The 19,653-nt window shown below is 74.1% G+C and carries 18 protein-coding genes; 10 read left to right on the top strand and 8 right to left on the bottom strand.

The annotated features are described in order from the left end of the window. Positions 1-89 precede the first annotated feature (89 nt). Positions 90-515 carry a PaaI family thioesterase gene (locus tag LB823_RS20465; protein WP_224650816.1) on the top strand — a complete coding sequence of 142 codons (426 nt, stop codon included), beginning with the start codon at positions 90-92 and terminating at the stop codon, positions 513-515. 75 nt (positions 516-590) lie between these two features. Here the strand turns inward: LB823_RS20465 and LB823_RS20460 are convergent, their stop codons facing one another. Both LB823_RS20460 and LB823_RS20455 read right to left on the bottom strand, forming a co-directional pair. After that, positions 591-2,042, bottom strand: a complete 1,452-nt coding sequence (locus tag LB823_RS20460) for an NAD(P)/FAD-dependent oxidoreductase (RefSeq protein WP_224650814.1) — start codon at positions 2,040-2,042, stop codon at positions 591-593. A gap of 71 nt (positions 2,043-2,113) precedes the next feature. Continuing rightward, positions 2,114-2,683 (bottom strand): CGNR zinc finger domain-containing protein, encoded by a 570-nt coding sequence (locus LB823_RS20455; RefSeq protein WP_224650811.1) that lies wholly within the window; start codon positions 2,681-2,683, stop codon positions 2,114-2,116. An 84-nt stretch (positions 2,684-2,767) separates the two neighbouring features. Here LB823_RS20455 and LB823_RS20450 point away from each other — a divergent pair, with 84 nt between their 5' ends. Continuing rightward, positions 2,768-3,787: a DMT family transporter gene (locus LB823_RS20450; RefSeq protein ID WP_224650809.1), complete on the top strand. Its 1,020-nt coding sequence runs from the start codon at positions 2,768-2,770 to the stop codon at positions 3,785-3,787. Here the strand turns inward: LB823_RS20450 and LB823_RS20445 are convergent. Then, positions 3,687-4,187, bottom strand: coding sequence for a GNAT family N-acetyltransferase (locus LB823_RS20445; RefSeq protein WP_224650807.1), 501 nt, complete (start codon positions 4,185-4,187; stop codon positions 3,687-3,689). The two genes, LB823_RS20450 and LB823_RS20445, sit on opposite strands and share 101 nt — an antisense overlap. 110 nt (positions 4,188-4,297) lie before the next feature. Between LB823_RS20445 and LB823_RS20440 the strand changes: the two genes are divergently transcribed. Beyond that, positions 4,298-5,170 carry a hypothetical protein gene (locus LB823_RS20440; protein WP_224650805.1) on the top strand — a complete coding sequence of 291 codons (873 nt, stop codon included), beginning with the start codon at positions 4,298-4,300 and terminating at the stop codon, positions 5,168-5,170. Positions 5,171-5,317: 147 nt separating this feature from the next. Then, complete coding sequence (locus LB823_RS20435) at positions 5,318-6,046, top strand: PadR family transcriptional regulator (RefSeq protein WP_224650803.1); 729 nt, start codon at positions 5,318-5,320, stop codon at positions 6,044-6,046. Here LB823_RS20435 and LB823_RS20430 read toward each other — a convergent pair. From LB823_RS20430 to modA, 3 genes are read right to left on the bottom strand one after another with little or no spacing between them, the layout of a single operon-like run. Further along, positions 6,015-7,013: a sulfate/molybdate ABC transporter ATP-binding protein gene (locus tag LB823_RS20430; RefSeq protein WP_224650857.1), complete on the bottom strand. Its 999-nt coding sequence runs from the start codon at positions 7,011-7,013 to the stop codon at positions 6,015-6,017. The two genes, LB823_RS20435 and LB823_RS20430, sit on opposite strands and share 32 nt — an antisense overlap. After that, a complete protein-coding gene (locus LB823_RS20425) occupies positions 7,010-7,783 on the bottom strand; it encodes an ABC transporter permease (RefSeq protein ID WP_224650800.1) in 774 nt (257 codons plus the stop codon). The genes LB823_RS20430 and LB823_RS20425 overlap by 4 nt, the downstream gene beginning before the upstream one ends. A 23-nt stretch (positions 7,784-7,806) precedes the next feature. After that, complete coding sequence (gene modA / locus LB823_RS20420) at positions 7,807-8,589, bottom strand: molybdate ABC transporter substrate-binding protein (RefSeq protein WP_224650797.1); 783 nt, start codon at positions 8,587-8,589, stop codon at positions 7,807-7,809. Positions 8,590-8,638: 49 nt separating this feature from the next. Here modA and LB823_RS20415 point away from each other — a divergent pair, with 49 nt between their 5' ends. Further along, the gene (locus LB823_RS20415; RefSeq protein WP_224650795.1) at positions 8,639-9,073 is read left to right on the top strand and encodes a thioesterase family protein; all 435 of its coding nucleotides are present in this window, start codon (positions 8,639-8,641) and stop codon (positions 9,071-9,073) included. Here the strand turns inward: LB823_RS20415 and LB823_RS20410 are convergent. Next, entirely contained in the window at positions 9,070-9,582 is a 513-nt protein-coding gene (locus LB823_RS20410; RefSeq protein ID WP_224650793.1) for a DUF1990 family protein, read from the bottom strand. The two genes, LB823_RS20415 and LB823_RS20410, sit on opposite strands and share 4 nt — an antisense overlap. A 19-nt stretch (positions 9,583-9,601) precedes the next feature. Further along, positions 9,602-10,450, bottom strand: coding sequence for a DMT family transporter (locus LB823_RS20405; RefSeq protein ID WP_224650790.1), 849 nt, complete (start codon positions 10,448-10,450; stop codon positions 9,602-9,604). 80 nt (positions 10,451-10,530) lie between these two features. Between LB823_RS20405 and LB823_RS20400 the strand changes: the two genes are divergently transcribed. The 5 genes from LB823_RS20400 to LB823_RS20380 all read left to right on the top strand — a co-directional run. After that, complete coding sequence (locus tag LB823_RS20400) at positions 10,531-10,962, top strand: SRPBCC family protein (RefSeq protein ID WP_224650788.1); 432 nt, start codon at positions 10,531-10,533, stop codon at positions 10,960-10,962. A gap of 25 nt (positions 10,963-10,987) precedes the next feature. Next, positions 10,988-11,794: an HAD family hydrolase gene (locus LB823_RS20395; RefSeq protein WP_224650786.1), complete on the top strand. Its 807-nt coding sequence runs from the start codon at positions 10,988-10,990 to the stop codon at positions 11,792-11,794. 31 nt (positions 11,795-11,825) lie between these two features. Further along, a complete protein-coding gene (gene recC, locus LB823_RS20390) occupies positions 11,826-15,179 on the top strand; it encodes an exodeoxyribonuclease V subunit gamma (RefSeq protein ID WP_224650784.1) in 3,354 nt (1,117 codons plus the stop codon). Continuing rightward, positions 15,179-18,532, top strand: coding sequence for a UvrD-helicase domain-containing protein (locus LB823_RS20385; RefSeq protein WP_224650782.1), 3,354 nt, complete (start codon positions 15,179-15,181; stop codon positions 18,530-18,532). Before recC ends, LB823_RS20385 begins: the two co-directional genes overlap by 1 nt. Further along, the coding region (locus LB823_RS20380; RefSeq protein WP_224650780.1) for an AAA family ATPase at positions 18,529-19,653 on the top strand (1,125 nt) is incomplete at its 3' end. The genes LB823_RS20385 and LB823_RS20380, both read left to right, overlap by 4 nt.

Here is a 19,653-nt window from a genome sequence, read left to right as displayed (position 1 = left end):
CGCCGCCCGCATCGGGGTCTACCCCGACCCGAGCCCCGATCTTCCGGCCCGGGAGCGGCGTCGGCGATGCCCGGTTCTAGGGTGGATCCATGACGCAACCGACACCCGGACAGCAGCAGGTCATCGACGGGATCATCGCCGGCGGTACCGCCGGATTCGACAAGATCCTCGGCCTCGAGTACACCGCCGTCACCGCCGACGGCGTGCAGGCGACGCTCACCCTGCGGCCCGAACTGCACCAGCCCTTCGGCATCACCCACGGCGGCGTCTACTGCGCCATCGTCGAGTCGGTCGCCAGCGTCTCCGGCGTGGTGTGGCTCGGTGGCGCCGGGCATGTGGTGGGCGTGAACAACAACACCGACTTCCTGCGCGCGCTCTCCAGCGGCGTCCTCTCGATCCGCTCCACGCCGATCCACCGCGGCCGCCGCCAGCAGCTGTGGCTCGTGGAGATCGACTCCGAGGACGGCAAGGCCGTCGCGCGCGGCCAGGTGCGGCTGCAGAACATCGACGCCTGACGGCCCTCCCGGAACGCGACGAGCGCGCCACCCCGACGTGGGTGACGCGCTCGTCGCGTTCGTGCGGGGCCGGTGTCAGCCGGCCTTCTCGGCCTCGTTCGCCGGTGCGCCCGGGGCCGCGACCGGCACGTCCGCCTTGGGCGCCGACTTCGGCAGCGCCTTCGTCGGCGAGCTGGTGTGCACCGGCGGGATGGCGGGCTTCGCGCCGTTCTGCAGCGCGTCGAGCGCCGTGCGCGCGTAGACCTGCTGCTCGGTGATGGTCATCTGGCCGCGCTTGTTGGTGAGGAAGGTGATCGCCCACGATGTCAGCGTGATGACGCGGTTCTGGTAGCCCACGATGTACCAGAGGTGCAGCGCGAGCCAGCCGAGCCAGGCGAGGAAGCCGCCGAACTCGAGCTTGCCGACCTTCGCCACGGCGCTGGCGCGCGAGACGGTGGCCATGGAGCCCTTGTCGAAGTACTTGAAGGGCTTGCGGTCGGCGGGGGACTGGCCCTCGAGGCCGGCCTTGATCGCCTTCGCGGCGTACGTCGCGCCCTGGATGGCGCCCTGCGCCATGCCCGGGACACCGTCGACCAGCATCATGTCGCCGACGACGAAGACGTTCGGGTTGCCCGGGATGGTGAGGTCGGGCAGCACCCGGACCCGGCCCGCGCGGTCGGTCTCGGCGCCGGACTGGTCGGCGAGGATCTTGCCGAGCTTGCTGGCGGCGACGCCCGCGGACCACACCTTGCACTGCGCCTCGATGCGCCGCTCGGTGCCGTCCTTCTCCTTGACGACGAGGCCGTCGGCGTCGACGTCGACGACCATCGCGTTGAGCTGGATCTCGACGCCCATCTTCTCCAGCCGCTTCGCGGCCATGGTGCCCAGCTTCTCGCCCATCGGCGGGAGCACCGCCGGGGCGGCGTCGAGGAGGATCACGCGCGCCTCGGTGGGGTCGATGTTGCGGAACGCGCCCTTGAGCGTGTTGTCCGACATCTCGGCGATCTGCCCGGCGAGCTCGACGCCCGTGGGGCCGGCGCCGATCACGACGAACGTGAGCAGCCGCATGCGCTCCTCGTGGTCGTGCGAGAGCTCGGCCTGCTCGAAGGCGCCGAGGATGCGGCCGCGCAGCTCGAGGGCGTCGTCGATGGTCTTCATGCCGGGCGCGAACTCGGCGAACTGGTCGTTGCCGAAGTACGACTGGTCGGCGCCGGCCGCGACGATGAGGCTGTCGAAGGGCGTGACCGTCGTGCGCTCGAGCAGCTGGCTCGTGACCGTGCGGTTCTCGAGGTCGATGTCGCTGACCTCGCCCAGCAGGACCTCGGCGTTGCGCTGCTTGCGCAGGATCATGCGGGTCGCGGGCGCGATCTCGCCCTCGGAGAGGATGCCCGTCGCGACTTGGTAGAGCAGCGGCTGGAACAGGTGATGGGTCGTCTTCGCGATCATCGTCACGTCGACGTCCGTGCGCTTGAGGGCGCGCGTGCCGAAGAGGCCGCCGAACCCCGATCCGATGACGACCACCTTGTGGCGGTGCGCTGCGTCGCTCATAACTCTCGTCGCTCCTGATGTACGTCGAAGCCGGGATCCCCGGCGTGTGCAGTCCTACCGTAGTCCGCCGCTCAACTCCCGTCGCGTCGCACGCCCGAACTCGTCGCGCGACGCTCCCGATAGGCGGCGACGTGCGTCCGATTGCCGCAGTTCCCCTCGGTGCAGAAGCGGCGCGAGCGGTTCTTCGACAGGTCCACGAGAACTCGGTCACAGTCGTCGGCCGCGCAGGTCTTGAGCCGGTCGACGTTGCCGCTGCGGACGAGGTCGACGAGGGCCATCGCGCATTCCACGCGGACGCGCACGGGGATCGGTGCGTCGTCGTCCGTGAAGTGCAGGTGCCAGTCCCAGCTGCCGTGCCGGGTCAGCCGGGGCTGCTGCGGTGTCGCCGCGAGCATCTCGTTGACGATCCCGGCGACGGCGTCGGGGTGCCCGGCCGTGAAGGCCCGCGTCAGCTCGGCGCGCAGAGCGTGGATCGGCGCGACGTCGCGCGCCTGCGCGCTGCTCCACCCGGTGAACTCGTGCCGGTGCAGGTACTCCTTCAGCGACTCGACGGTGCCGAGCCGTTCCTCGTCGCCGTACGCGGTGTTCACCAGGTCGGCCGCCATGAGTAGGGATGGCTCCGTGTCATGTGCGAATTTCATTTGACTCCTTACGGCTGGGGCCGCTACTGTCATGAGTGTACTTCAATTGACTCCTTACGGATCGCGCAGACACGGAGGTGACGCATGGGTCGGGGTATCGCAATCGCACTACTGTCGGGGTTCGCCTTCGCGATGTCCGGCCCGTTCGGCAAGCCGCTGCTCGCCGCGGGATGGAGTCCGGCCGGCGTCGTGCTGGTGCGCATCTGGATCGCGGCGATCGTCACGCTGATCCCGATGCTGATCGTCGGGCGGGCCAGGCTCGCGACGCTGCGGCACGCGCCGTTCACGGTGTTGGCGTACGGCCTGCTCGCCGTGATCGGCGTGCAGCTCGCGTACTTCAACGCCATCGCGCACATGTCGGTCACCGTCGCGCTGCTGATCGAGTTCTCGGCGCCGCTCCTGGTGCTGGTGTACCTGTGGGCCCGGTTCGGCCGGCGCCCGTCGGTGCGCACCGTCCTCGGTGCGGCGCTCGCCGTCGCGGGACTGGTCGCGGTCGTCGGCGCGGCCTCCGGCGGCGCGGTGGTCACCCCCATCGGCCTGGCGTGGGCGTTCGTCTCGCTGGTCGGCCTCGCGGCGTACTTCCTGCTCGCCGAGGACGGCACCCGGGCGGACGACATCGACGTCGCGAGCATCGAGGGCGCGAAGCCCGCGGTCGACCAGCTGGCGCTCGCCGTCGGCGGCCTGCTCGTGGGCGCGGTGGTGCTGTCGCTGACCTCGCTCGCGGGCCTGACGCCCGTGCGCATCTCGACCGCGCCGGTGGTCCTCGGCGGCCTCGGCACCACGCCGTGGTGGGTTCCTGCCGTCGTGATCGGCGCGGTCGCCACCGGGCTGGCGTACGTCGCGGGCATCCTCGCCATCAACATGATCGGCCCCACGCTGGCGTCGTTCCTGGGCTTCTCCGAGGTCATCGCCTCGGGCGTCGTGGCCTGGTTGATGCTGGGTGAGGCGCTCACGCCGCTGCAGATCGTGGGCGCGGTCGCGATCGTCGCGGGCGTGATCGCGGTCAAGCGGGGCGAGCGGAGCGGAACGCCGGACGGTCCGCGGCGAGACGCGCCAGCCAGTCCGCGCGATGGAGCTCGTACTCCACCCGCGCGTACGGCGTGAGGTCGGCCTCGGCCTCGTCGCCGAGATCCACCTCGCCCTGCAGCGACTCCCAGTCGAGCATCGCTATGTCGAGCTGCTGCATCCCGAGGCCCGCGAGCACCCGGCGCGAGGCCAGGTTCGACCAGGCGGTGGAGGCGTAGACGCGCCCCGTGAGGCCGTGCTCGAGGGCGTGGCCCACGAGCGCGTGCGCCGCCTCGGCGCAGAATCCCCGTCGACGGTGGGCGTCCGCGACCGCGTAGCTCAGCTCCAGTCCCCGGGCTCGACTGTGCCGGGAGGCGCGCAGCGCGATCCGGCCGAGAGTGCGGCGACTGTGCCGATCGACGATGTGGAACCGGCCGTCGGCGTCGCCGGAGGTGCCGGTGGCAGGGGAGAGGTGCAGGCGCGCCGTTTCGATGTGCACGTGCAAATCTCCCCTCACGAGGCCCAGCGTATCGTCTCGGCGCCGGTGTACGGGGCAGTTCGCGCGGGTGTCGCGACGGCGGGCCGCCGTTGGCTGCCATACTGTCCGGCGTGACGTACCGAATCGCTCTTGCCACCTCCGCGGCGCAGCCGGACACCGACGACCGCGGCCAGGAGATCCTCGCCGCCCTGCGCGCCGCCGGCCACGAGGCCGAGGCCGCCGTGTGGTCCGATTCCGCCGTCGACTGGGAGCAGTTCGACGCGGTCGTGATCGCCGGCGCCTGGGACTACGCGCAGCGCTACGACGACTTCCTCGGCTGGGCCTGGCGTGCCGCCGCCCAGTCGCTCGTACTCAACCCCGAGCCCCTGGTCCGGTGGTACGCCGACAAGCGCTACCTGCGGGACTACGAGTCCGAGGGCATCCCGATCGTGCCGACCCAGTTCATCACGGTGCACGACGCCACGCTCGACCACGACTACCTCGGCACCGATCACGTCGTGCGCCCGTCGATCAGCGGCGGCCTCGCGGAGTCCTTCCGCTTCGGCCCCGAGGACAGCGATGCGAGCCGCGCCAAGCTCGAGGAGATCAAGGCCTCGGGCAGTAGCGTCATGGTGTTCCCCTACTCGGTCGAGGCCGGCGGCGTCTCGCTGGTGTACATCGGCGGCGAATACAGCCATGCCTTCGGGCGCGACCTGGCCGCCGAGGTCAACGCAGAGCCCGCGGACGGCCGCCCGGCCGAGGTCGTCGTCGACGCGGAGCCCACCGACGCCGAGCGCGCCGTCGCGGAGGCCGCACTGAAGCCGATCGACCCGGCGAACCCGCCGCTGTACGTGCGCATCGACATCGTCCGCACCCCCGAGGGCGCGCCGGTCATCCTCGAGGTCCAGGTCGTCCAGCCCGATCTGCACCTGGAGCGGCTCGACGGCGGCGCGGAGAAGTTCGCCCAGGCCGTCCTCGCGCGGGTGGCCGCCGAGAAGGCCTGACCAGCCCGAACAGCTGAATGAAGTCCCCGTCCGGAGATCCGGGCGGGGACTTCGTCGTCGCAGGGGGTTGTCAAAGAATGCATCACGATATATCGTGAACGCATCGGGTCGCGGAACATGCGGCCCCCTACCGAAAGGAGTGCCACCATGCGTAGGCACACTCACGATGATCAGCGTTTCGAGGGCCGTGGCGCCCGCAACTGCGACGACCGGTTCGAGGGCCGCTTCGACGGCCGGTTCCGCCAGGGCGGTTTCCCGGGTGGGCCCGGCTTCGGCCCCGGCGGCCCGGGCCCCTTCGGTCCGGGAGGTCCCGGCGGCCATGGCCGCGGCGGCCACCGCGGTGGCCGTGGCGGACGCCGCGGCGTCCAGCGCGGCGACGTCCGGATCGCGGTCCTCAAGCTGCTGGAGGCCGAGCCCATGCACGGCTACCAGCTCGTCTCCTCGATCGAGGAGCGCACGGCCGGGGCGTGGAAGCCCAGCCCCGGCGCCATCTACCCCACGCTCAGCCAGCTCGAGGACGAGGGGCTGATCACCATCGAGCGGGAGAACGGCCGCAAGGTCGCCACGCTCACCGACGCGGGTCGCGAGTACATCGAGACCACCCTCGCCGACGCGCCCGATCCCTTCGCCGGGTTCGACGGCGGCTCGGCCGAGCGCGGACACCTCCGCGACACGCTGCGCGAGCTGCACGAGGTCACCCGCCGGGTGGCCCGCACCGGCAACGCCGAGCAGACCGCCGCCGTCGACACCATCCTCGGCGACGCGATCAAGCAGGTCTACCTGCTGCTCGCCGGCGTGGACCGCACGCCCCCGGCCGCCGGTGACCCGGCCGCCGACGGTGCGGCTACCGACGCCGCGGAGCCGGACGAGCAGTAGCCGCCCGGCGCGCCCGCGCCGGATCGGGGAGCAGGCGCACCGCGTCGCCGGGATGCAGATCCCGGTAGCGCTCCGCCGGGAGCTCCGCGACCAGCGCGGTCCCGTCCTCGACGGTGGCGGTCACGCGGCAGTGCCCGCCCGCCACCGTCACCTCGACCACGGTGCCGGCCATCCCGGCACCGTCGGGCCCGTCGACGCGCACCGCGTCCGGCGGGAAGACCCGCACCCCTTCGCCGTCCGGCAGCAGGTTCATCCCCGCCAGCCGGGCGGCGAAGTGCGTTGCGGGGGAGAGCAGCAGTTCGGCCGCGGGGCGGTGATCGGCGACCCGCCCGTCCTCGAGGACGGCTGCCTCGTCGGCGAGCGCCACCACGTCGGCGGCGTCGTGCGTGATCAGGACGCACGTCCGGTCTCGCAGCAGGGCGCGCAGGAGCGAGCGCACCTCCGCCCGCGCCGAGACGTCGAGCGCCGAGAGCGGCTCGTCGAGGAGCAGCACCTTCGGTTCGGCGGCGAGGGCCCGGGCGAGCGCGACGCGCTGCGCCTGCCCGCCGCTCAGTTCGTCCGGGCGCCGGTCTGCGAGGTGGTCGGCGCCCACGGCCTCGAGCCAGTGGTCGGCCGCGGCCGCCGCGGCCCGACGGTCCGCCCCCGCGCTCCGGGGCGCGAAGGCCACGTTCGCGCGCACCCGCAGGTGCGGGAACAGCCGCGCCGCCTGGCCGAGCAGCGCGACCCGTCGACGGTGCGCCGGCACCCAGGTGCTGCCGTGCGCGACGGTCTCGCCGGCGACGACGATCCGCCCCGCATCGGGCCGGACCAGGCCCGCGACGGCGCCCGCCACCGTCGACTTGCCGGTGCCGTTGGGGCCGAGCAGCGCCAGGGTCCGCCCCTCGGGCACCGCGAAGACCGCGTCGACGCCGCGGTCCACGACGCTGATGTCGACCTCCAGGCCCGGGGCCGTCGGATCCCCTGTCATCGGCGCCACGCCCGCACCCCGTAGACGCCCGAGACGATCACCGCGGCCGCCGCGAGCAGGACCAGCGACAGCGCCACCGCCGCTTGGGGATCGGTCTCGTTGCGCAGGTAGATCTCCAGCGGGAGCGTGCGGGTGGTCCCGGCGAGCGAGCCCGCGAAGGTGAGCGTCGCGCCGAACTCGCCGAGCGCCCGCGCGAAGGTCAGCACCACGCCCGAGGCGATCGACGGCAGCACCAGCGGCAAAGTGATGCGCCGCAGCACGACCGACGGGGGCGCGCCCAGCGTCGCCGCCGTGTGCTCGAAATCCGTTCCCAGCGTGCGCAGCGCGCCCTCCACCGCCAGCACCAGGAAGGGCAGCGCGACGAAGGCCTGGGCGAGGACCACGGCCGTCGTCGTGAACGCGATGTGCCCGCCGACCCCGCCGTACTGGCCCACCAGGCCGCGCCGGCCGAAGGCGTAGAGGAGCGCGATGCCGCCCACCACCGGCGGCAGCACCAGCGGCAGCAGCACCAGCGGGCGGAGCACGCCCACGAACCGGGAACGACTGCGCGCGAGGATCACCCCGAGCGGGACGCCCACCAGGATGCAGACCACCGTCGCGGCGAGGGAGGTCTCCAGCGAGAGCACCAGGGCCGTGCGGGAGTCCTCGGAGGTGACCAGCTCGCCGAACCGGGGCCAGTCCACCTTCGCCACGATCGCGACGAGCGGGATCAGCACGAAGGCCGCGCCCAGTGCGGCGGGTACCACGATCCAGCGCGGATACCCGGTCACGGGCGTGGAGCGGGCGGGCGGGGTCAGTTGGGTGCCCCGAATCCGGCGTCCGCGAGCGCGGCCCGGCCCTCGGTCCCGCGGACGAAGTCGACGAACCGCTTCGCGCCGTCGGCGTTCTTCGCGCCGGTCAGCGGGGCGATGGGATAGACGTTGACCGCACCGTCGGCCTCGGGGAAGTCGACCGACGCGACGGCGCCCTTCGTGCCCTTGACGTCCGTGCGGTAGACGAGCCCCGCGTCGGCCTGCCCGTGCCGGACCTTGGCAAGCACGCTCGAGACCGAGTCCTCCTCGCTGACGGGCGTGAGGGTCACGCCGGCGGCCTTGGTGACCTTCGCGGTCGCGGTGCCGCAGGGCACGGGCTGCGCGCACACGACGACGGAGACGCCCGGCTTCGCCAGGTCGGCGAGCGTGCCGATGCCCTTCGGGTTGCCGGGCGCGGTGGTGATGGTGAGCACGTTGGTGGCGAAGGGCTGCGGGTCGGTGACCAGCGAGGCGGCCTCGGCCTTGTCCATCGTGGGCGTGTCGGCGGTCGCGAAGACGTCGGCGGGGGCGCCCTGCTGCAACTGGGTGAGCAGGCCCGAGGACCCGCCGAAGGAGAACTTCACCGTCGTGCCGGGGTTGGCGGCGGAGAACGAGGTGCCCAGCTTCTCGAAGGTCGCCTGCAGGCTCGCGGCGGCGTAGACGATGACGGTGCCGGAGCCCGCGGCCGCCGACGAGGACGTCGCGCCCTCCGGCGTGTTCGACGTCGAGCAGGCGGCGAGGCTCGCCGCGAGGACGGCGGCGGTCAGGACACGTGCGGCGCGCATGGCAACTCCCGGTGGCGGTGGTCGGCTTCCGATGGTCGAGACTATCCCCATGGCAACTCACGAGGTGGCGGTCCCGATGCGGTGGGCCGACATGGACGCCCTCCAGCACATCAACAACGTCGCGATGATGCGGCTGCTGGAAGAGGCCCGCATCCGATTCCTGACCGACAACGTCCCGCAGCCGCGCGAGGCGAAGGTGACGATGTTCGTCGCCCACCACGAGATCGACTACCTCGCGCCGCTGCTGTACTCGCCCGAGCCGGTGCGGATCGTCCTGCACGTCACGCGGATCGGCCGCTCCGGCTTCGACCTCGGCTACGAGGTCATCGCCTCCGACGGTGCCGTCGCCGCGATCGCCGAGACCTCCATGGTCGTCGTCGACGAGGCCGGTCGCCCGGCGCCGCTGCCCGCCGTCCTGCGCACCGAACTCGCCGGGCTGGTCGGCGATCCGGTGCCCTTCCGCCGGCGCCGCGTCTCCGTCTAGCGGACCATCGCGGCGAGGTAGCGCCGCGTCATCACGGCCTGCAGCGCGCGGGCGACCGGGCCGCCCAGGCGGGAGTACCAGCGTCCCGGGCGGGAGAACGCGGCCACGACCGCCACGACGGCCCCGTCGGGACGGATCTCCACGGAGAAGAGCTCCTCGCCGCTCTCCGGGTGCCCCGGCAGGGTGCCGTAGGCGAAACCGGCCCGGTCGGACTCGTCGAGCACGTAGACCACGCGGCACGGGATCCGGATCGGGCCGAACAGCGGCGTCGACATCACCATGACGGTGCCGACCTCGGCGGTCGGTGTGCTCGCCCGGACCCGCATGCCCGCCCCGCGCTGCATGCCGTACGCGAGGATCGCGTCCCGCACGGTGGCGAAGTCCTCCCGGCCGCGGCCCACGACCCGCTCGGCGCGAACCGCGTGGGCGTCGCCGGGCGGGGTGCCGCGGGTCGCGCCCACCTCCGGGTAGGTGAAGGGCGCGTCCACCAGTGCCGCGAGGTCCGTCATACCGCCCGACGGTACGCCGTCACCGTCGGGCGAGGCGGGCCGCCGCGGCGGCGCCGACCAGGCCCGAGGCGACGACCGCGACGCCGTGCCAGCCGCTCATCGTGACGGTCTCGCCGAGCACGACGGCGCCGAGCGCCGCGGCGCACACCGGCTCGGCCAGGGTGATCGCCGGCAGCGAGGCGGAGATCGGCGCGGGTTGGAACGCCCGCTGCTGCAGGTACATCGCGCCGAGCCCGCTCAGGACGAGGACGTACAGGCGCCAATCCGTGAGCAGCCGCAGGCTGTTCGCGAGGAAGTCGGCGTGCTCGTACGAGGTGAGCACCGGCTTGGTCAGCACCGTCGCCACCCCGAACAGGACGCCCGAGGCGACGCCGAAGGACATCGCGCGCACCGGGCCGGGCAGCGACCGCACGAGCCCGAACCCGGTCGCGACCGCCGCGACGGCGCCCACGGCCACGAGGGCGGGGAGCCAGGTGGCGCCCGGGGCGTCGGGGACGCCGTCGGTGGGGCGGCCCGCGACGAGGAAGACCGCCAGCGCGATCGCGAGCACCGCCGCATAGGTCCACTCGCGCGCGGTGACCCGCGTGTGGTTGAGCAGCGCCGAGACGGGCAGCGCGAACAGCAGGGCCGCCACGATGAGCGGCTGCACGACGAGCACCGGGCCGAGCGCCAGGGCCCACGCCTGGAAGGCGTATCCGCCGAGGTCGCCGAGCAGACCGAGCCACCAGCGCGGCCGGCGGACGAGCTCCGCGATGAGCGAGCCGCCCTCGTCGACGGTGGCGGCCTCCGCTTGCTGCGCGGCGGAACCGCAGGCGAACAGGAAGGCGGCGACGAGGGCGAGGACGACCGAGGCCGAGGTGGCGGACACGCGTGAAATCTACGCTCGCGCGAGCGGCCGACGCAGCGCACGCTAAGTTCGACAGCAGCAACCTGCGAAGGAGGACTGACGTGGCGAAGGTCGAGAGCACCGTTGAGGTGGCGCTCCCCCCGGACGAGGCCTGGGCGAAGGCGGCCGACCTGGAGACGCTGCCGCAGTGGCTGACCCTGCACGACGGCTGGCGCGGCCCCCTGCCCGAGCTGGCGAAGGGCGCGAAGATCGCGTGCGTGGTGAAGGTGAAGAACTTCCGCAATCGGGTCGACTGGGTCATCACGTCGTACGACCCGCCGCGCACCCTGGTGCTCGACGGCAAGGGCGTCGCCGGCACGAAGTACAAGCTCACCGTGGCGATCGCGCCCAAGGGCAGCGGCTCGACGATCTCGCTGCGCGCCGATCTGGGCGGGGCCCCGCTGTTCGGCCCGATCGGCGCGACGGTGGCGCGAGCGCTCAAGGGCGACATCGCGGAATCGCTCGCGACCTTCCAGCGGACGTACGCGAAGTAGCGGCGCACACGGGGAGGGCGGGCGCGTGGAACTCACGGATCTGGTCGGCGCCGCGGTCCGCGGCGGCCTGAGCTGGGGTGCGGACACGGTCGCCCGGCTGCGGCAGCACGCCGGGTTCGACGGTCCGCGGCCCTGTGACGGCCTGATCCTCGACATCGACGACACGCTCGTCGACACCGACGCCGCCCTGCGCACCGCCGCCCGGGCGGCAGCGCTCGAGGTGTGGCCGACGTCGAACGCCACGGTGCGCGAGCGCTTCGCGGAGCTCTTCCTGACCGATCCCGAGGGCGTCTTCGGCCGGTACACCGCGGGGGAGCTGCGCTTCCACGAGATGCGCAAGGCCCGCATCGCCGTCGCCGCGGAGCGGTCCGGGCTGCTCTGGGAGGCGCGTCGGTACCGCCGCTTCTGCAGCGGCTTCGACCCGGCCTTCGCCGCGGCGCAGCATCTGTTCTCCGACGCGATGCCGGCCGTGGCGGCCGCCGAGCGGTGGGGGATCGCGGTCGTCCTGCTCACCAACTCGTCGTCGCCGGCGACCCGGATGAAGCTCCAGGTACTGGGCGTCTCGGATCGGTTCGAGCGGGTGGTCACCACCGACACCCTCGGGATCGGCAAGCCGGACCCCAGCGTCTTCCTGCACGCCTGCGAACTGGCCGGGGCCGCCCCCGAGGCGTGCGTCGCGGTCGGCGACAACTACGCGAACGACGTGGTCGCCGCGCGCGACGCGGGGCTGCGGGCACTGTGGCTCGACCGGTCCGGCCGGGGCACCGGCGGGGAGCCGCCGACGATCCGCTCGCTCGCCGAACTCCCGGCGGCCCTCACCCGGGCGGTCTGACCTGTCGGTGGCCCGTGTTACAACTGCCCCCATGCTCACCGTGCACCGATCCGAACGCGGCGACGTCCTGCTGGACGCGCTCGCCGAGGTGCTCGCGGTGCCCGGCGCCGATCCCTTCGTCCCGGACCTGATCGCGGTCCCCGCCCGCGGGGTCGAGCGGTGGATCATCCAGGGCCTCGCCTCCCGGCTGGGCATCGCGGCGAACATCGACTTCCCCACGCCCGCAGCGCTCGTCGCGGACGCGGTGGGCGCCGCCTCGGGCATCGCCCCGGACCAGGACCCGTGGCGCGGCGAGCGGCTCGTGTGGCTGGTGCTCGCCGCGGTCGACGCGATGGCGTTCGAACCCGAGGGCGCCGTGCTGGCCCGGCACCTGGGCGTCGTGGCGGGGGGCGGCTGGGCGGACCAGCCAGGTCACCGGCCGCGCCGCCGGTACCCCACGGCCGAACTGCTGGCCGGCCTGCTCCGCTCGTACGGCGCGAACCGCCCCGGCATGCTGGCCGCCTGGGCGGCGGGCAACGACACCGACGGCCTCGGCGCAGAGCTGCCCGAGGACCTGGCCTGGCAGGCCGAGCTCTTCCGTCGCGTGCGGGCGCTGGCGGGCGTGCCCAGCCCCGCGGAGCGCCTCGAGGAGGCGTGCGCCCGGCTGCGGAGCGAGCCCGGCCTCGTCGGCCTGCCCGGCCGGCTCTCGGTGTACGGACCCACCCGGCTCCCGTCGGACCAGGTCGCGGTCCTCGGCGCCCTCGCCGCGGGGCGCGAGGTGCACCTATGGCTCCCGCACCCCAGCCCGGCCCTCTGGTCCGCGTCGTCCGACGGTGCGCCCGCCGCCGGCCCGGTGCCCGCGCCGGTGCCGCGCACCGCGGGCGCCGCGGCGGCGAACCCGCTCCTCGCGTCGCTCGGGCGCGAGGCCCGGGAGCTGCAGCAGCGCGTCGCGCCCCTCACGGACGCCGATCTGCACCACCCCGCGCCCGCGCGCCCCGCCACCCTGCTGGGCGCCCTGCAGGCCTCCGTCGCCGACGACGCGCCCCTGGCCGGCGATCACGTGCCCGACGGCTCGCTGGAGTTCCACGCGTGCCACGGCCCCGCCCGCATGATCGAGGTGCTGCGCGAGCGGCTGGTGCGGCTGTTCGAGGACGATCCCACGCTGCAGCCCCGGGACGTATTGGTCACCTGCCCCGACATCGAGACCTACGCGCCGCTGATCCGCTCCGCGTTCGGCCAGGCCGTGACCGGTGCCGCGGGCGATGCCGCCACGGCGCCGGGAGCGGAGCGAGCGGGCCGGATCGACGGGGAGCAGGTGCATCCCGCGCAGCGACTGCGGGTGCGGCTCGCGGACCGCGCGCTCCGGTTCACCAATCCGCTGCTCGACGCGCTGGTCACCGTCCTGGAGATCGCCGACGGCCGCGTCACCGTGGCGCAGGTCCTCGACCTCGCCGCCACCGAACCGGTGCGCCGGCGCTACCGCTTCGGCGACTCCGATATCGAGCGGCTGCGCGCCTGGGCGGGCCCGTCGGGCGCCCGGTGGGGCCTCGACGCCGCGGGACGCGAGCGCTACGGCCTCGGCGGCTTCCCGCAGAACACCCTCGCCACGGCCCTCGACCGCATCGTCCTGGGCGTCGTCGCGGACGAGTCCGAGGGCGAGTGGCTGGGCCTCGGGCTGCCGCTCGACGACGTGGACTCCACCGACATCGACCTCGTCGGCCGGTTCGCCGAGTTCCAGGGCGTGCTCACCCGCGCGAGCGCCGACAGCCGCGGCCGGCGGTCCGCCCGCGCGTGGGCGGAATCGCTGCAACGACTCCTCGGCGAGGTGGGTGCCGTGCCCGCCGCCGATTCCTGGCAGGTCACGCAGGCGGGCCGCGAGCTCACCGCCGCTCTGCGCGACGGTGCCGACCGCGACCTCACGCTCACCGAGGTCCGGGCGATGCTCGCCTCGCGGCTCTCGGCCAAGCCGACCCGCGCGAACTTCCGCACCGGCGAACTCACGGTGTGCACCCTGGTGCCGATGCGGTCGGTGCCGCACCGGGTCGTCGTGCTACTCGGGCTGGACGACGAGGTCTTCCCGCGCTCCACCCGCTACTCGGGCGACGACGTGCTGGGCCGCACGCCCTGCGTCGGCGAGCGCGACCCCCGCGCCGAGGACCGCGAGCTCTTCCTCGACGCGGTGACCAGCGCGACGGACCGGCTGCTCGTCTTCTACACCGGCGCGGACCCGGTCAAGGGCACCCGCCGCCCGCCCGCGGTCCCCGCCTCGGAGCTGCGCGACGCGGCGCAGGCCCTGCTCGCGGACCCGGCGGCCGCCGGGCTGGAGTTCCGGCATCCGTTGCAGCCCTTCGACCCCGTCAACTTCGACCCGGCGGCGTTCGGCCGGGGCGAGCCCTTCTCCTTCGATCCCGCGGCGTACGCGGGCGCCGTCGCCGCGCTGGCGACGCCCGCCGCCCCGGAGCCCTTCCTGGCCGCGCCGCTCCTCGCCTCCGCCGTGGAGGACGTCGACCTCGACGCCCTGGTGCGGTTCTGCGAGCACCCCGTCAAGGCCTTCCTGCGGCAGCGCCTCGGGTTCACGGTCCCCGACGCCGACGAGGAGCTCGCGGAGACGCTGACCATCGCCCCCGACGGCCTGCAGAAGTGGGACATCGGGGAGCGGATGCTGGCGTCCGCCCTGGCCGGCGTGCCGCCGGAGAAGTTCGCCGCCGCCGAGGTGCGCCGCGGCACCCTCCCGCCCTTCGCCCTCGGCTCGGCTGTGCTGGGCGACATCGGCGCCACCGTCGCCGAGCTGGCCCGCGTCGCGGGGCCGCTCATGACCGGCGCCGCGACCACCGTCGACGTGGCGGTCGACGTCGGGGACGGGCGCAGGCTCGTCGGCTCGGTGCCGGCCGTGCGACCCGACGGGGTGGTGCGCGCCTCGTTCTCCCGGCTCGCGCCGAAGCACCGGGTGGCGGCGTGGATCGCGCTGCTCGCGCTGGCCGGAGCGGGCCACGACGATGCCTCCGCCGTCGCGATCGGCCGGGCCAGGTTCCGCGGGGTGCTGACCTCGCGGCTGCAGGTACCGCCGGATCCCGCGGCGGTGCTGCGCTCGCTGGTCGACCTGCGGGACCGCGGGCTGCGCGAGCCGCTACCGCTGTTCCCCGCCGCGTCCGCGGTGTACGCCGAGCGGCGGCAGAACGGTGACGACCAGGCCGCCGCGACCGAGGCGGCGCTGCGCGCCTTCGACGACACCTTCGGTGATCAGGCGGACCGGTCGATCCGGTTCGCTCTGGGGGAGAACGCCTTCGCGGATGCGCAGGGCCCGCCGCACGACGGCGAGACGGGCTTCTCCTTCGAGCGCAGCCGGTTCGGCACTCTGGCCGCCCGGCTGTGGGTACCGATCCTCGCGTGTGAGGAGATGATCTGATGAGCTCGCGCGAACCCGTGCTGGGCGCGGTCCCCTTCGAGCTCACCGGCCCCCTGCCCGCCGGGCCCACCACCACGGTGCTCGAGGCCAGCGCAGGCACCGGCAAGACCTACGCCATCGTCGGGCTGCTGGCGCGGTACGTCGCGGAGGGCGTCGCGGAGCTGGACGAGATGCTGCTCATCACGTTCTCCCGGGCCGCCACCCAGGAGCTGCGCGAGCGCGCCCGCGCCCGGCTGCTGTCCGTCGAGCTGGCCCTGCGCGACCCCGACGCCGCGTCGGGGTCCGAGGACGAGCTGATCCGCCACCTCGCCACCGGCGACCCGGCCGAGATCACCGCCCGGCACCGCCGCCTGGTCACCGCACTCTCCGATTTCGACGCCGCCACCATCACCACCACCCACGGCTTCTGCCAGCGCATGCTCGACGCGCTGGGCCTCGCGGGCGACCTCGAGCCGGGCGCGGTCTTCGTCGAGGACGTCGACGATCTGGTGCAGGAGGTGGCGGAGGACGTCTACCTCGGCATGTTCGCCGGCCGCGAGCGCGCGCCTTTCTCCCTGGCGGACGCCCTGATCTACGCCCGCACCGTCGTCGCCAACCCGCGCGCCGACATCACGCCCGCCGACGCCGAACCCGGATCGGAGACGGGGATGCGCGTCGACTACGCGCGGATCGTGCGCCGCGAGGTGGATCGCCGCAAGCGGATGGGGCGCCTGCGCGACTACGACGACCTGCAGGGCCTGCTGCGCGACGCCCTCACGGACCGCGTGCACGGGCACCGGGCCTGCGCCCGGCTGCAGGCGCTCTACTCGGTGGTCCTCGTGGACGAGTTCCAGGACACCGACCCCGTGCAGTGGGACATCCTGCACGCCGCCTTCCACCGCACGAGCACGCTGGTGCTGGTGGGCGACCCGAAGCAGGCCATCTACGCCTTCCGCGGCGCGGAGGTCTACAGCTACCTCAGCGCCGCCACCACCGCGGACCGGCACCAGGCGCTCACCGTCAACCACCGCTCCGACGCACCCCTCGTCGACGCGCTGCAGCACCTGTACGGCGATGTCGCGCTGGGGGATCCGCTCATCGTGGCCGGCTCCGTCGAGGCGCACCGCCGCACCTCCCGGCTCGCCGGCGGAGCGCCGCTGCGGCTGCGTCACCTCGGGTCGAACGGCCTCGGCCCCAAGACCCAGTCGGGTACTCCCTATGTGCGGAACGTGCGGCCGGCCGTGCTCCGCGACGCCGCCGCCGACATCACCCGCACCCTCACGGCGGGGGAGCAGCTGGAGACGGCGCCCGGCGAGAGCCGCGCGCTCCGGCCCGGCGACGTCGCGGTGCTGGTGCGGAAGAACGCCCACGTCGCCGAGTTGCAGTCGCTGCTGCAGGACTACGGTGTGCCGGCCGTCGCCGCGGGCGGTGCCAGCGTCTTCACCACGGCCGCCGCCGTCGACTGGCTCCGCGTCCTGCAGGCGCTGGAGAACCCCGGCCGCAGCGACCGCGCTCGACTCGCCGCGCTCACGCCGCTGTTCGAGTTCACCGCCCGCGACCTCGACGAGCGCGGCGACGAGCTCGTCTCCGCGATCAGCGGCCGGCTGCGGACCCTCGCGGGCGTCTTCGCCCGCTCCGGCTTCGCGGCGATGTTCGACGCCCTCGCCACCCGCTCCCGCTTCGACGAGCGGCTCCTCGGCCGCGTCGGCGGCGAGCGGATGCTCACGGACCTGCGCCACGTCGCCGAACTGGTCCAGCACGCCACCGTGACGCTGGGCCTCGGCCTCGGCGCCGCCACCCGATGGCTCGCCGACCGCATCGCCGACCCGGGCCTGGGCGGCACCGCCGACCCCGCGCGCCGGCTGGCCACCGACACCGCCGCGGTCCAGCTGATGACCGTGCACGCGAGCAAGGGTCTGCAGTTCCCGGTGGTGTACCTGCCCTTCGGCTGGGACGACGGCTCCTTCGGCGGCAAGAAGACCTTCGTCTTCCACGACGAGAAGGGCGAGCGCCTCATCGACGTGGGCGGGGAGTACGCGCCCGGCTACGCCGAGCGGTACGCCGTCTCGCAGAAGGAGGCCGCGGGCGAGGAGCTGCGCCTGTTCTACGTCGGCGCCACGCGCGCGCAGTCCCGGCTGGTGCTGTGGTGGGCGCCCGGCACCACCACCCGCAGCTCGCCGCTGCACCGGCTGCTGTTCTCCGCCGACGTGGGCGGCGGCCGGATCCCCGCCGATCAGGCGCCGATCCCGCGCGACCCCGACGTGGGCCCGAGGCTGCGCGAGTGGGCCGCGCCCGTCGCCGCAGCGGTGTCGATCGAGGCGGTCGACCTCGCCGCGCCGAAGCCGGAGCCCTGGCGGCCCGAGGACCGGGCCTACCCGGCGCTCGAACTGGGCCGCGCCGCGCGCCGCATCGACCCCACCTGGCGCCGCACCAGCTACTCGGCGCTCGTCGCCGACGCGGCCCACGGCCCGGCCGAGGCGGCGCCCGACACCGGCAGCGAGCCGGAGGAGCCGGTCACCGACGACGAGCCGACCGAGGAGCCGATGGACGCGCCCGCCGAGGCGGGCGGCGCACCGTCGTCCTTGATGAACGGGCTGTCGGGCGGCGCGGTGTTCGGCACGCTCGTGCACGAGATCCTCGAGCACGTCGACACGGGAGCGCCGGATCTCGCGGCCGAGGTGCTGGCCCGGTGCCGCGAGGCGGCCGAGTTCGGCGCCACCCCGGACGATCCCGCGGAGGTGGCCGCCGCGCTGGTCGCGGTGCTGCACACCCCGCTCGGCACCGGCGACCTCGCGCACCTGACCCTCGCCGAGGTCGCGCCGGCGGATCACCTCGCCGAGCTGGACTTCGAGATCCCCCTGGGCGCGGACGACGCTGCCGCGGCCACCCTGTCGACGATCGCCGACTTGCTCGAGCGTCATCTCCCCGCCGGGGATCCGCTGGCCCCGTACGCGGAGCGGCTGCGCGAGGTGCCCGGCGCGGCGCTGCGCGGCTACCTCACCGGCAGCATCGACTCGGTGCTCCGCGTCGCGACGCCGGAGGGCCCGCGGTTCACCGTGGTCGACTACAAGACCAACCGGCTCGCGCGCGGCGACCTGACGACGGCCGACTACACCGCTGAGGCGATGGCGCGGGAGATGATCTCGTCGCACTACGTGCTGCAGGCCCTGCTCTACTCGGTGGCGCTGCACCGCTTCCTGTCCTGGCGCGTGCCCGGCTATTCGCCGGCCACGCACCTCGGCGTGGTCCAGTACCACTTCGTGCGCGCCATGATCGGCCCCGACAGCCCGCCCGGCGCGGGCGTCTTCGAGTGGCACCCGCCGGCGGCACTCGTCGTCGCGGTGTCGGATGCGCTGGCAGGGGGCGGGCGATGACCACGACGGAGCCGACGCTGCTGGAGACCTTCGCCGAGGCCGGGGTCCTCGGCCCCGCCGACGTGCACGTCGCCGCCACCCTGGGCCGCCTCGGCGGCGAGTCCGACGAGGCCGTGCTGCTCGCCGCCGCGCTCGCCACCCGCGCGGTGCGGCTCGGCTCGGTCTGCCTCGAGCTGTCCCGCCTGCGGGACGTCGCGGTCGACGGCGAGCGCGAGGTCGACGTGGCCGCCCTGCCCTGGCCCGAGGACGCCGCCGTGCTCGACGGTCTACGGCGCAGCCCGCTCGTGGTCGGCGCCGCGTCGGGGCCACTGCGCCCGCTGCGGCTCGTCGGCGACGAGCTGCTCTACCTCGACCGGTACCACCGGCAGGAGGAGACGGTCCGCGCGATCCTCGACGCCCGCGCCGGCGCCGCGCCCGGCGTGGACGCCGCGCGGCTGCGCGAGGGCCTGCTGGCCCGGTTCCCCGAGCCCGGCCCGGACCGGCAGCGGCTCGCGGCCGCGGCGTCGGTGCTCGGCCAGACGACGGTGCTCGCCGGCGGCCCCGGCACCGGCAAGACGTACACGGTGGCCCGGATCCTCGCGCTCCTCTTCGACCAGCACGGCCCGGACCTGCGGGTCGGCCTCGCCGCGCCCACCGGGCGCGCGGCGGCGCAGCTCGCGGGCGAGGTCCGCGCGCAGGGGGCGACGCTGGGTCTGCCGCGGGAGATCCCGGCGCAGACGATCCACCGCATGCTCGGTTTCAAGCCGGGCAACGCGAGCCGGTTCCGGCACGACGCGACCAACCACCTGCCCTACGACGTGGTGGTGGTCGACGAGACCTCCATGGTCTCGCTGACCATCATGTGCCGGCTGCTCGAGGCGCTGCGGCCGGACGCGCGGCTCATCCTGGTCGGCGACCCGGATCAGCTCGCGTCGGTCGACGCGGGCGCGGTCCTGGGCGACCTGGTCGCGCGCGGGGTGACGACGGCACCGTCGCCGGAGCTCGAGGCGCTCCTCGCCGACGTCCCCGTTGTAGACCTTGGTGTCGTAATCGTTGGCGGTCACCAGCAGGGGCTGCCCGGCGTACCAGCCGGAGCCGCCGCCGCGGACGCCCGCCCACTCCTCGGCGAGCTGCGCCCAGCG

Origin of the sequence: Tsukamurella sp. M9C (genome assembly GCF_020169415.1) — a bacterium.
GTDB lineage: Bacteria > Actinomycetota > Actinomycetes > Mycobacteriales > Mycobacteriaceae > Tsukamurella.
The sequence above is the reverse complement of the archived record's forward strand: the minus strand, read 5'-3'. Positions and strand labels throughout refer to the sequence as shown.